Origin of the sequence: Ralstonia sp. R-29 (genome assembly GCF_049913345.1) — a bacterium.
GTDB lineage: Bacteria > Pseudomonadota > Gammaproteobacteria > Burkholderiales > Burkholderiaceae > Ralstonia.
This window is the reverse complement of sequence record NZ_CP184377.1, coordinates 1,719,134-1,731,184: the sequence shown is the minus strand read 5'-3', so window position 1 is coordinate 1,731,184 and position 12,051 is coordinate 1,719,134. Positions and strand designations below refer to the sequence as shown.

General features: G+C 63.5%; 11 protein-coding genes. 9 read left to right on the top strand and 2 right to left on the bottom strand.

Translation table 11 applies throughout. The features are described from left to right. Positions 1–8: 8 nt before the first annotated feature. The 6 genes from lpxB (at position 9) to ACN9M1_RS08095 (ending at position 6,448) form a co-directional block, all read left to right on the top strand. Positions 9–1,163 (top strand): lipid-A-disaccharide synthase, encoded by a 1,155-nt coding sequence (gene lpxB, locus ACN9M1_RS08120; protein WP_426398701.1) that lies wholly within the window; start codon positions 9–11, stop codon positions 1,161–1,163. A 15-nt stretch (positions 1,164–1,178) separates the two neighbouring features. Then, complete coding sequence (gene rnhB / locus ACN9M1_RS08115; protein ID WP_426398700.1) at positions 1,179–1,877, top strand: ribonuclease HII; 699 nt, start codon at positions 1,179–1,181, stop codon at positions 1,875–1,877. Positions 1,878–1,899: 22 nt separating this feature from the next. Continuing rightward, positions 1,900–2,682, top strand: coding sequence for a TrmH family RNA methyltransferase (locus tag ACN9M1_RS08110; protein ID WP_426398699.1), 783 nt, complete (start codon positions 1,900–1,902; stop codon positions 2,680–2,682). Between the two features lie 144 nt (positions 2,683–2,826). Beyond that, positions 2,827–3,702, top strand: a complete 876-nt coding sequence (locus tag ACN9M1_RS08105) for a M24 family metallopeptidase (protein WP_426398698.1) — start codon at positions 2,827–2,829, stop codon at positions 3,700–3,702. Positions 3,703–3,719: 17 nt separating this feature from the next. Continuing rightward, entirely contained in the window at positions 3,720–5,519 is a 1,800-nt protein-coding gene (locus ACN9M1_RS08100) for an SDR family oxidoreductase (RefSeq protein ID WP_426398697.1), read from the top strand. A 26-nt stretch (positions 5,520–5,545) separates the two neighbouring features. Next, entirely contained in the window at positions 5,546–6,448 is a 903-nt protein-coding gene (locus ACN9M1_RS08095) for a metal-dependent hydrolase (RefSeq protein ID WP_426398696.1), read from the top strand. 63 nt (positions 6,449–6,511) lie between these two features. Here ACN9M1_RS08095 and ppsR read toward each other — a convergent pair whose 3' ends face one another. After that, positions 6,512–7,351, bottom strand: coding sequence for a posphoenolpyruvate synthetase regulatory kinase/phosphorylase PpsR (gene ppsR, locus ACN9M1_RS08090; RefSeq protein WP_426398695.1), 840 nt, complete (start codon positions 7,349–7,351; stop codon positions 6,512–6,514). A 229-nt stretch (positions 7,352–7,580) separates the two neighbouring features. On the opposite strand from ppsR, the gene ppsA reads away from it, so the two are divergent. From ppsA to ACN9M1_RS08075, 3 genes are all read left to right on the top strand, one after another. Beyond that, positions 7,581–9,968, top strand: coding sequence for a phosphoenolpyruvate synthase (ppsA, locus tag ACN9M1_RS08085; RefSeq protein ID WP_426398694.1), 2,388 nt, complete (start codon positions 7,581–7,583; stop codon positions 9,966–9,968). 161 nt (positions 9,969–10,129) lie between these two features. Continuing rightward, positions 10,130–10,555: an NfeD family protein gene (locus ACN9M1_RS08080; RefSeq protein ID WP_426398693.1), complete on the top strand. Its 426-nt coding sequence runs from the start codon at positions 10,130–10,132 to the stop codon at positions 10,553–10,555. A gap of 39 nt (positions 10,556–10,594) precedes the next feature. Beyond that, positions 10,595–11,521: an SPFH domain-containing protein gene (locus tag ACN9M1_RS08075; protein ID WP_426398692.1), complete on the top strand. Its 927-nt coding sequence runs from the start codon at positions 10,595–10,597 to the stop codon at positions 11,519–11,521. 19 nt (positions 11,522–11,540) lie between these two features. Here ACN9M1_RS08075 and smpB read toward each other — a convergent pair whose 3' ends face one another. After that, positions 11,541–11,987, bottom strand: coding sequence for an SsrA-binding protein SmpB (gene smpB / locus ACN9M1_RS08070; protein ID WP_012435465.1), 447 nt, complete (start codon positions 11,985–11,987; stop codon positions 11,541–11,543). Between the last annotated feature and the right edge of the window lie 64 nt (positions 11,988–12,051).

The following is a 12,051-nucleotide window of genomic DNA, read 5'->3' as shown; positions in this document are numbered from 1 at the left end:
AGCAGAGCATGCCGGCACGCCGCATCGGCATGGTGGCCGGCGAGGCGTCCGGCGATCTGCTGGCCTCGCTGCTGCTGAAAGGGCTGCACGCACAGCTGCCCGCCGACATCGCCTACAACGGCATCGGCGGTGCACGCATGGCGGAGCAGGGCTTCCAGTCGAACTGGCCGATGCACAAGCTGTCGGTCAACGGTTACGTGGAAGTGCTTGGCCAGTTGCGCGAGATCCTCACCATCCGCAAGGAACTCAAGCAGGATCTCCTGGCCAAGCCGCCGCTGGCCTTCATCGGCGTTGACGCGCCGGACTTCAATTTCAACGTCGAGATCGCCATGCGCCAGGCGGGTGTGCCGGTGGTGCACTTTGTCAGCCCGTCGATCTGGGCGTGGCGTGCGGGGCGTATCAAGACGATCGCCAAGGCGGTTGATCACATCCTCTGTCTGTTCCCGTTCGAGCCGGAGATTTACGCCAAGGCAGGCATTCCGGCCACGTATGTGGGCCATCCGCTGGCGGATGAGATCCCCCTGGTGCCGGACGTGGAAGGCGCACGTACGCGCCTCGGGCTGCCGCTGGGCCGCAAGGTCGTGGCAGTGCTGCCGGGTAGCCGCAATTCCGAAGTGAAGCATCTCGGGCCGACCCTGTTTGCCGCCATGGCGCGCATGCAGTTGGTGGAGCCCGATCTGGCGTTTGTGCTGCCCGCGGCCAACGCCACCCTGCGCGAGCGCATCGATGCCATGCGTGCCGAGCATCCGGGTCTGCACCTTTGGGTCGTCGATGGCCAATCGCATGCGGCCATGGAAGCGGCTGACGTGATTCTGCTGGCTAGCGGCACGGCCACGCTGGAAGCCGCGCTGTACAAAAAGCCGATGGTCATCACCTACAAGGTGCCCTGGCTGACGGCGCAGATCATGAAGCGCAAAGGCTATCTGCCGTACGTGGGGCTGCCGAACATCCTATCGGGCCGCTTTGTTGTGCCCGAGCTGTTGCAAGACGACGCAACGCCCGAGGCGCTCGCGCGCGAAACGCTGCTGCAACTGAGCGACCACGGCAACGCCACGTTCCTGCGCGAGCACTTCACGCAGATGCATCTGACGCTCAAGCAGAACATGGCGGAGATCGGCGCGAAAGTCGTGGCCGACCTCCTGCGCAGCCGCGGCAAGCTCTAAGCTGGTACTGACGCCATGGTTTCCCGTAAACCCGATCCCGATCAGCTTGGTCTGCCGCTGTCGCAAGAACCGGCGGCCAAGCGCGCGCGCCGCATTCTTTGCGGCGTGGACGAAGCTGGGCGTGGGCCGCTGGCTGGGCCTGTGACAGCCGCTGCCGTGATCCTGAATCCGCGCAAGCCGATCAAAGGCCTGGCCGACTCCAAGATCCTCACCGCCAAGAAGCGCGAGGCGCTGTACGACGAAATCGTCGAAAAGGCGGTCGCTTGGCACGTGGCCGAAGCGACGGTCGAGGAAATCGATCGCATCAACATCCTGCACGCGACCATGCTGGCCATGCAGCGTGCGGTGCAGGGCGTGGCGGCATCGGGCACGTTGCCCGACCTCGTGCAGGTGGACGGCAACCGTTGCCCGCAGGTGGCGTTTGCGGTGGAAGCCATCGTCAAGGGCGATGCGCTGGTGCCCGCCATTTCTGCGGCGTCGATCCTGGCCAAGGTCACGCGTGACCGCCAACTGGCCGCGCTGCATATTGAGTTTCCGCACTATGGTTTCGACGTCCATGCCGGATATGGCACGCCGCAACATCTGGCCGCCATCGATTTGCATGGCGTGACGCCGCATCACCGCCGTTCGTTCGCACCCGTGCGCCGTGCGCTGGAGGGCCTGACGGCGATCAACGCCGAAGCCGCCACCGCAGCCACCGCCTGGGACGATTGACCTTCCTCCGCTGGACCGTTTCGTGAAGCACATCACCTCCCGCGACAACGCGGTGTTCAAGCATCTCAAGGCGCTGTCAGGCTCGACGCAGCACCGGCGGCGTGCGGGTCAATCCGTGCTCGACGGCGTGCATCTGGTCGCGGCTTACCTGGATGCCGGGCATACACCCGCTCAGGTGCTGGTTTCCGAGCGTCATGTTGCGCATCCGGAGGTGGCGCCGCTGCTTAAACGCGTCGATTCGCAATCCATCATCCTGCTGGCCGACAGCCTGTTTGGGCAGCTCACGACGGTCGTCAACGGCATCGATCTGATGGCCGTGATCGATACGCCGGAAGGCCATCTGCCGAAGACGATCGATGCGGATTGCGTGATCCTCGACGGCATTCAGGATGCCGGCAATGTGGGCTCCATCCTGCGCTGCGCGGCAGCGGCGGGGGTGCGCGATGTCTTCATGACCGCGGGTTGCGCATTCGCGTGGTCGGCCAAGACGCTGCGCGCGGCGATGGGCGCGCATTTCCATCTCAATATCGTCGAGCACTGCACCTTCGAGAGCGTGCAGCCGCGCCTGCAGGTGCCGCTGTTGGCGACGTCTTCACACGCAAAGCAGGCGGTGTTTGATGTGCCGCTTAAGGCGCCTGTCGGTTGGGTCTTCGGCAGCGAAGGCGCTGGCGTGTCCGACGCCTGGCTTTCCGCCGTGACCACGCCCGTCGTCATTCCGCAGCCGGGCGGCATGGAATCGCTCAATGTGGCTGCCGCGGCCGCCATCTGCCTGTTCGAGGCCGTGCGCCAGCGTCGCGCTGGCTGATTTCTCCCCCTTTCTCGTCGACTACGCATCACATGGCGTTTTCAAACGCCAGAAACATTCCGCATTGACTTTGACATTGAGTAATGGAACATTGAGATCGGTGCCATTGAGCGCCCCTCGATAACCAAACTCAAGGAGACCGCCATGCCGAACCCCACGGTGGCGCAGGTCAACGTCGACGAACTCGCGCAGTTTCGCGAAATCCAGCAGCTCGCCTACCAGTGCGTCGAGGCGGTCGGTGCAATGTTGCGACCCGGCATGACGGAGAAAGACGCCGCCAAGCTGCTCACGGAATGGCTGGGCGACCGCGGCGTCCATGACTGGCTGCACAAGCCGTTCGCCTGGTTTGGCGATCGCACGGCGTTCCAGGGCTTTTCCGGCCTGACGCACATGGCGGGCTTCAACCTGGCGTTCTTCCCGTCGTCGCGGCGGCTGGAGGCCAACATGCCGGTCATCCTCGATGTGGCGCCGGTGCGCGATGGCGTGATCGCCGATGTGGGCTACGCGATGTGTCTCGGCGAAAACGCCATCCTCGAACAGCTGCTGGATGATCTGATGGCGCACCGTGAGTTGATCGTGCGCCTGATCCGCGAGCGCCGCCCCATGGCCGAAGTGGCGCGGGCAGTGGATCAGCTTTGCATGAAGCAGGGCGTGGAACCGCGTCACAAGGCGTACCCGTTCAAGGTGCTGGCGCATCGCGTCGCCAAGCTAGAGAAAACGTCGAAGCCGCACTTCGTGGCGCGCTTCGGGCTGAACGCCACGCGCAACCTGATCCTTGACCAAGTGCGCAGCGGCAAGCAGGAAGGCTGGTCGCCACTGTGGTCGATCGATCGCCGCTCCGAGCACGCACCCGTGCCGGGCCTGTGGGCCGTCGAGCCGCACTTGGGCTTCCATGGCGTGGGCGCCAAGTTTGAAGAGCTGCTCGTTATTACCGAAGACGACGCCTACTGGCTCGACGACGACCTGCCGCACGTGCGCCGCTGGCAGCGACGCCAGCTCGCGCAGCAACGTGCTGCCTGACGCGCGAGGAGGCTCCGATGAAAACGCTTCTCGAAGAGGCTCCGCTGGCGCTGTTCGAACCGGCCGCCGGGCGTCCACGTGCCGATCGCTCCGTGCAATCCGGCAACGTCACGCTTGCCGTCAAGACCTGGGGCGACCCGGCGCACCCGACCGTCGTGCTCGTTCATGGCTATCCCGACAACAGCGAGATCTGGCACGACATGGCGCCGCTGCTCGCGCGCGACTACTACGTCATCGCCTATGACGTGCGCGGTGCCGGGCGGTCGAGCGCGCCGAAGGGGTTTCGCCATTACACCTTCGCGCGGCTCACCGATGACTTCATTGCCGTCATCGATACGCTGAGCCCAAGCAAACCTGTCCACCTGATCGCGCATGACTGGGGTTCGATCCAGTCGTGGGAGTTCGTGACGGAGGAGCGCCTGCGCGGGCGCATTGCCTCGTACACGTCGTGCTCGGGGCCTTGCCTAGACCACGTTGGTTATTGGATGCGCCAGCGCCTGCTGCGGCCGACGCCGTCGTCGCTGGGCAAGATGCTGGGGCAACTTGTGCGCTCGTGGTACGTGCTGCTGTTTCACCTGCCGATGGTGCCGGAGTTGAGCTGGCGCTTGTGGCTGGGGCGTGCCTGGCCGCGCGTGCTGCGTCGCGTGGAAAAGACCACCATCGCACCGCGCGCCACGCAAACGGCAGACGGCGTGCATGGCGTTTCGCTGTATCGCGCTAACTTCATCCGCAGCCTGTTCACGCCGCGCAAGCGATACGCACACGCGCCGGTGCAGGTGATCGTGCCCACGCTGGACAAGTACGTCAGCCCCGCGCTGTCGGAAGACTTGTCACGCTGGGTGCCGCAGTATTGGCGGCGCGAAGTTGTAGCGCGGCACTGGCTGCCGGTCACGCATGCCGCACGCATGGCCGAGATGGCGCGCGAGCTGATCGAGCACGCCGAGGGCAAGCCGGAATCCGAAGCACTACAACGCGCGCGTCAACATGGCGAGCGCAAACCGCTGTCCGGCAAGCTGGCCGTCATCACGGGGGCAGGCAGCGGCATTGGTCGTTGCGCGGCGCTGGAATTCGCGGAGCAGGGCGCAGCCATCGTCGCCGTCGACATTCGCACCGAAGACGCAGAACGCACCGCCACGCTCATCCGCCTGACGGGCGGCAAGGCGTGGGCACGTACCGTCGACGTTGGTAACGCTGAACAGATGGAAGCGCTGGTGGACTGGGTCGGCAAGGCGCTCGGCGGCGCCGACATCGTCGTCAACAACGCGGGCATCGGCATGGCAGGCGGCATTGTCGACACGTCTGAGCGCGACTGGCAACGCATCCTGCACGTGAACGTGTGGGGCGTGATCCATGGTGCGCGGTTGTTCGCCAGGCAGATGGTGGCGCGCGGGCACGGTGGGCACATCCTGAATACCGCGTCGGCGGCAGCCTTTGCCCCGTCGCGCGATCTTGCTGCCTATGCGACGACGAAGGCTGCGGTGCTGATGCTGTCTGAATGCATGCGCGGCGAACTGGCCGGGCAGGGCATCGGCGTGTCGGCAATCTGCCCCGGCTTTGCCGAGACCGGGATCATGGCCTCCACCGTCTACGCCGGCACAACGGAGGCGCAACAGGCCCAACTGCGCGCCCGCGCGACCAAGCTCTACCAGTTACGCGGCCTCAAGCCCGAGACCGTGGCCAAGGCGATGCTACGCGCAGTCCTGCACAACAAGCCGGTCGTCACGATTGGCATCGAGGCAAAGGCGTCGCGCTTCATTTCGCGTTATGCGCAATGGCTCAGCCGGCTGATCGCACGCGTGAGCATGGCCGGACATTGAACCCGGCTTTGACAAGAACACAGGAGATGACCATGACCGCGCCCGACTACTTCATCAAAGCCCGCCACGTCCGCTTCGACTGGAAGGACACGCCGATCCAATGGATTCCCGGTGACCCGTCCAGCACGCACATCATCAACATCCTGAATCTGCTGTTCCCGGCGGGTGAACTGTGGTTCTGCCGCGTCTACAACAAGGCGCTGCCGTTGATTACCGACGCGAAGCTGCGCGCCGATGCCGAGGGCTTCCTGCGTCAGGAGGCCGTCCATTCGCGCTCGCACGGCGGCGTGCTCACGCATTACTACAAGGCTCATGACATCGACACGCAGCCGTTCACCAAGCGGCTGGACTGGCTGTTCTCCAAGGTGCTCGGCGAACAGCCACTCGGCCTGAAGATCGGCCACACACGTTTCTGGCTGCGGCAGCAACTCGGGATCATCGCCGCGCTTGAGCACTTCTTCGGCTATCTCGGCAATTGGGTGCTCAATGCCAAGGGGCTGGACGCCGCCAAAGCCGACCCCGTCATGCTCGACCTGCTGCGCTGGCACGGCGCGGAAGAGGTCGAACACCGCACCGTGGCGTTCGACATCTTCCGCCACATGGGCGGCACCTACCTCGAGCGCTGCTTCCACATGCTGACGACCATCATCCTGCTGTTGTACTTCCTCGTGACGGGCTTCCGCTTCATGCACAAGCGCGATCCGGGCGCGGGCCGGTTCCCCGGTTTCATCCGCGGCTGGTGGCATGGCTCGCGGCGCAATTGCTTGCCGTCCTTCTGGAAGATGCTGGGCGCCGCGCTGCGCTATTTCCGGCCAAGCTATTCGCCACATCATGAGGGCTCAACCGAGCAGGCGCTGGCCTATCTGGAGACCTCCCCGGCAGCGCAGGCCGCGGCACACGGCGGCAATTGGGTGCGCGATCGCGCTTGACCCGGCGCCAGAAAAGCAAAACGGCCGGTGCAATGCCGGCCGTTCTTGTTCCCGAGCTCGCGCTCAGTAGTTGTTGTGCTCCATCTTCACGTCCTGCAGGATCGTCGTGGCAATTTCTTCGATCGACTTGTGCGTGGACGACAGCCACTTGATGCCCTCGCGCCGCATCATCGATTCGGCTTCGTTCACCTCGTAGCGGCAATTTTCCAGCGCGGCGTACTTGCTCCCCGGGCGACGTTCGTTGCGGATTTCGGACAGGCGCTGCGGGTCGATCGACAGGCCGAAAATCTTGCTCCGGTAGTCGTACAGCACCGACGGCAGCTTGCCGCGCTCAAAGTCGTCTGGAATCAGCGGGTAGTTCGCGCACTTCATGCCGTACTGCATGGCCAGGTAGAGGCTGGTTGGCGTCTTGCCGCTGCGCGACACCCCCACCAGGATCACATCCGCCTCGGCCAGGTTCTTGTGCGACTGGCCGTCGTCGTGCGCAAGTGAAAAGTTGATCGCTTCGATGCGGTTTTTGTACGCCTCGGTATCCGCGTTCTGGTGGAAGCGGCCGATGGCGTGGGTGGACTTGAGGTTCAGCTCCTTCTCGAGCGGCTCGATGAAGGTCTGAAACATGTCCAGGATGGTGGCCTTGGCCCGATGGACGATCTCGTTTGCCTGGGCATCCACCAGCGTGGTGAAGACGATCGGCTTCACCCCTTCGGCGTGGAACGCCTCGTTGATCTTGGCCACCGCCACATGTGCCTTGTCGATCGTGTCGACAAAGGGAATCCGCACTTGGCGGAACTTCATCTCGAACTGGGCGAGGATGGAGTGGCTAAAGGTTTCTGCGGTGATCCCGGTGCCATCCGACACGATGAAAACAGTGCGGACGCCCGGCTTTGCGGCGAGGTCGGTCATTGAAAACGAGGGGTTTTTCCAGCACGCCGGCAGGAAATCGTGCTGCGGCACGGTAGAATAGCGGCGATCGTTTAGCTAAGCAATTCGGGCCCGTCCGGCGCCAGACAATGTCACGACGACAGTTCTGGCGCTTTTTCGGATGGCTTAGCCAAGCGATTCGCGCGGTCAGACGACAAGAACAATGCCCCGCGCGTATCCGACCGGTTTTTTACTTAGTTCAGAGGCTTGTATGACTAACCTGTCGCAAGACGGCGCCTATGTGCTGCCGTTCGAGCAACTGCGGATGACGGATGTTGAGGTCGTTGGCGGTAAAAACGCATCGCTGGGCGAGATGATTTCCCAGCTGGATAGCGCCGGCGTGCGCGTTCCGGGCGGTTTTGCCACCACGGCGCTGGCGTTCCGTGACTTTCTTGCACACAACAACCTGACCGAGCGCATCTCGCAGCGCCTGGCCGCGCTGGACGTCGACGACGTCAAGGCGCTGGCTGCCGCCGGCAAGGAGATCCGCGAGTGGGTCGCCACCGCACCGTTCCAGCCGCGTCTGGAGCAGGAAATTCGCGAATCGTACGCTCGCGTGGCTGCCCGTGAAGGCGCCGAGGCATCGTTCGCCGTGCGCTCGTCCGCCACGGCCGAAGATTTGCCGGACGCTTCGTTCGCCGGCCAGCAAGAGAGCTACCTCAACGTTCTCGGCATCGACGACGTGCTCGACAAGATCAAGCACGTGTTCGCCTCGCTGTACAACGACCGGGCGATTTCGTACCGCGTGCACAAGGGCTTTGCCCACGACGTGGTGGCCCTGTCAGCCGGCATCCAGCGCATGGTGCGCTCGGACTGCGGCGCCTCGGGCGTGATGTTCACGATCGACACCGAATCGGGCTTCCAGGATGTCGTCTTCATCACCTCCAGCTATGGCCTGGGCGAGACGGTGGTGCAGGGCGCCGTGAACCCGGATGAGTTCTACGTCTTCAAGCCGACGCTGGCCGCCGGCAAGTACCCGATCATCCGCCGCTCGATCGGCTCCAAGCTGATCAAGATGGAATTCACCGCGCCGGGCGAAGCCGGCCGCGTGAAGACCGTCGACGTGCCGGGCGAGTTGCGCAACCGCTACTCCATCAGCGATGCAGACGTGACGGAACTGGCCAAGTACGCCGTCATCATCGAGAAGCACTATGGCCGCCCGATGGACATCGAGTGGGGCCGCGACGGCAAGGACGGCAAGATCTACATCCTGCAGGCCCGCCCGGAAACGGTGAAGAGCCAGGCACATGGCAAGGTCGAGCAGCGCTTCCGCCTGAAGGGCTCGGCACCGGTGTTGACCACTGGCCGCGCCATCGGCCAGAAGATCGGCACGGGCCCGGTGCGCGTGATCAACGATCCGGCGGAAATGGAACGCGTGCAGCCCGGCGACGTGCTAGTCGCCGACATGACCGACCCGAACTGGGAGCCGGTGATGAAGCGCGCTTCGGCCATCGTCACCAACCGTGGCGGCCGTACCTGCCACGCAGCCATCATCGCGCGTGAACTAGGCGTGCCGGCCGTGGTCGGCTGCGGCGACGCCACCGACCTGCTGAAGGACGGCACCCTGGTGACGGTCTCGTGCGCCGAAGGCGACGAAGGCAAGATCTACGACGGTCTGCTGGAAACCGAAATCACGGAAGTCCAGCGTGGCGAAATGCCGACGATCAGCACTAAGATCATGATGAACGTCGGCAACCCGCAACTGGCGTTCGATTTCTGCCAGATCCCCAACGGCGGCGTGGGCCTGGCGCGTCTGGAATTCATCATCAACAACAACATCGGCGTTCACCCGAAGGCGATTCTTGACTACCCGCAAGTCGACAGCGACCTGAAGAAGGCCGTGGAAAGCGTGGCCCGCGGCCATGCCAGCCCGCGCGCGTTCTACGTCGACAAGCTGGCCGAGGGCATCGCGACCATCGCGGCGGCGTTCTATCCGAAGCCCGTGATCGTGCGCCTGTCGGACTTCAAGTCGAACGAGTACAAGAAGCTGATCGGCGGTTCGCGCTACGAGCCGGATGAAGAAAACCCGATGCTGGGCTTCCGCGGCGCCTCGCGCTACATCGCCGAAGACTTCGCAGAAGCCTTCGAGATGGAGTGCCGCGCCATGAAGCGCGTGCGCGACGAAATGGGCCTGACCAACGTTGAGGTCATGGTGCCGTTCGTGCGTACGCTCGGTCAGGCTGAGAAGGTGGTCGAGCTGCTGGCCAAGTACGGCCTGAAGCGCGGCGAGAACGGCCTGCGTCTGATCATGATGTGCGAAGTGCCGTCCAACGCGATTCTGGCCGAGCAGTTCCTGCAGCATTTCGACGGCTTCTCGATCGGTTCGAACGACCTGACGCAGCTCACGCTGGGTCTGGACCGCGACTCCGGCATGGAGTTGCTGGCCAAGGATTTCGACGAGCGCGATCCGGCGGTCAAGTTCATGCTGCAGCGTGCCATCTCCACGGCGCTGTCGATGAACAAGTACGTTGGTATCTGCGGCCAGGGCCCGTCCGACCATCCGGACTTCGCCCAGTGGCTGGCGAAGGAAGGCATCTCGTCGATTTCGCTGAACCCGGATTCGGTGATCGCCACCTGGCAGAAGTTGGGTTCGGCCTGATGTTGCAGTAAGGTAGAAAAGGCGCGTGCCGGACATGGTGCGCGCCAACAAGAACGCGAAGTGCCCGGCGGCTGTCCAATGCTGGCGGGGGCCGAGCGACATGCCCCCGCAGACGTGCAGCGTCGCGGGGGTTTTTTCTTGGATTCAGGGAGGGGGAGAGTATGTCGGCTCAGACCGTCTGGTTCTCGCTGGCCATGCTGCTCGTCATTGGCGAGTTGATGACGGGGACGTTCTATCTACTGATGGTGGCGATTGGTTTGCTGGCGGGAGGTATCGCCGCGCTAATCGGTCTTGCATTCCCAGCGCAGGCCATTGTGGCCGCCATCGTTGCGGTGTTTGGCATCGTTGGTTTGCGCCGCACACGCTACGGCCGGATCGCGCGCGAAGATGCGGCCCGCAATCGCAACGTCAATCTGGATATCGGTGAAGTGCTGCGCGTCGATGCGTGGTCACCCGAGCGCCGTGCGCGCGTGCAGTATCGCGGCGCCGCGTGGGATGTCGAGCTGGCACCCAAAGCGCCCGCAAGCGGCGGGGAATTCCGCATTGTTGAAGTCCGCGGCAGTGTGCTTGTCGTCGCGCCTAAATAACCACCAACAACAACCAATACACCCAACCACGGAGGTTCTATGTTCGAGCTGGGGACTCTCGCGATCATCGTCCTGTTTGCCGCCATTGTGCTCATCGCGCAAGGCATCAAGATCGTGCCGCAACAGCACGCCTGGATTCTGGAGCGGCTGGGCAAGTATCACGCCACGCTCTCGCCGGGGCTCAATATCGTGCTGCCCTTTGTCGATCGTGTGGCCTACAAGCACGTGCTCAAGGAAATCCCGCTCGATGTGCCGAGCCAGATCTGTATCACCAAGGACAACACGCAGCTGCAGGTGGACGGCATCCTGTATTTCCAGGTGACCGACCCGATGCGGGCGTCGTACGGTTCGAGCAACTTCGTGGTCGCCATCACGCAGCTCGCGCAAACCACGCTGCGCTCGGTGGTCGGCAAGCTGGAGCTCGACAAGACGTTCGAAGAGCGCGACTTCATCAACCACAGCGTGGTCAACGCGCTGGATGAGGCGGCATCGAACTGGGGCGTGAAGGTGCTGCGCTATGAGATCAAGGATCTGACGCCGCCGAAGGAAATCCTGCACGCCATGCAGGCGCAGATCACCGCCGAACGCGAAAAGCGTGCGCTGATTGCTGCATCGGAAGGTAAGCGTCAGGAACAGATCAACCTGGCATCCGGCGCGCGTGAAGCGGCCATCCAGAAGTCGGAGGGTGAAAGGCAAGCCGCCATCAACAAGGCCCAGGGCGAGGCGGCAGCGATTCTGGCAGTGGCGGAAGCCAATGCGCAAGCGATCCAGAAGATCGGTCAGGCCATTCGCACCGAAGGCGGTGTCGATGCGGTCAACCTGAAAGTGGCGGAAGAGTATGTGAGCGCGTTCGGCAACCTGGCCAAGCAGGGCAACACGCTCATCGTGCCGGGCAACATGGGTGACCTGAGCACGATGATTGCGTCAGCGTTGACGATCGTGAAGCAGCAGCGGCCCAACGCGTAACGGTAGCGTGCGAGAGGGCTCAGGCCTTCTCGCGCATCAGGCGCGCTTTTTCGCGCTGCCAGTCGCGGTCTTTTTCGGTCTCGCGCTTGTCGAATTGCTTCTTGCCCTTGGCGAGGCCGATTTCGCACTTCACGCGGCCGCGCGTGTAGTGCAGGTTGAGCGGGACGAGCGTGTAGCCGCGCTGCTCGACCTTGCCGATCAGCTTCTTGATTTCTTCAGCGTGCAGCAGCAACTTGCGGGTGCGCACGGGGTCGGGGTGGACGTGCGTGGAGGCCGATTGCAGCGGGCTGATGTGGGCCCCGATCAGGAACAGTTCGGCGTTACGAATGACGACGTAGCCTTCCTTGATCTGCGCACGGTTGGCCCGGATGGCCTTCACCTCCCAGCCCTCGAGAGCCATGCCCGCCTCATAGCGCTCTTCGATGAAGTAATCGAAAAAGGCTTTCTTGTTATCGGCGATGGTCATACGTTGGAATGTGCGGTGAGCGCCCCGGGGTGATGAATCCGGCATGCGCTGCGATAAAATGGCG

What these genes read in the sequence shown, in the direction of transcription:
- ACN9M1_RS08075 (WP_426398692.1), top strand. Translation starts at nt 10,595, where the DNA reads ATGTTCGAGCTGGGGACTCTCGCGATCATCGTCCTGTTTGCCGCCATT.
- ACN9M1_RS08080 (WP_426398693.1), top strand. Translation starts at nt 10,130, where the DNA reads ATGTCGGCTCAGACCGTCTGGTTCTCGCTGGCCATGCTGCTCGTCATT.
- ACN9M1_RS08100 (WP_426398697.1), top strand. Translation starts at nt 3,720, where the DNA reads ATGAAAACGCTTCTCGAAGAGGCTCCGCTGGCGCTGTTCGAACCGGCC.
- smpB (WP_012435465.1), bottom strand. Translation starts at nt 11,987, where the DNA reads ATGACCATCGCCGATAACAAGAAAGCCTTTTTCGATTACTTCATCGAA.
- ACN9M1_RS08095 (WP_426398696.1), top strand. Translation starts at nt 5,546, where the DNA reads ATGACCATGACCGCGCCCGACTACTTCATCAAAGCCCGCCACGTCCGC.
- ppsR (WP_426398695.1), bottom strand. Translation starts at nt 7,351, where the DNA reads ATGACCGACCTCGCCGCAAAGCCGGGCGTCCGCACTGTTTTCATCGTG.
- ACN9M1_RS08105 (WP_426398698.1), top strand. Translation starts at nt 2,827, where the DNA reads ATGCCGAACCCCACGGTGGCGCAGGTCAACGTCGACGAACTCGCGCAG.
- lpxB (WP_426398701.1), top strand. Translation starts at nt 9, where the DNA reads ATGCCGGCACGCCGCATCGGCATGGTGGCCGGCGAGGCGTCCGGCGAT.
- ppsA (WP_426398694.1), top strand. Translation starts at nt 7,581, where the DNA reads ATGACTAACCTGTCGCAAGACGGCGCCTATGTGCTGCCGTTCGAGCAA.
- rnhB (WP_426398700.1), top strand. Translation starts at nt 1,179, where the DNA reads ATGGTTTCCCGTAAACCCGATCCCGATCAGCTTGGTCTGCCGCTGTCG.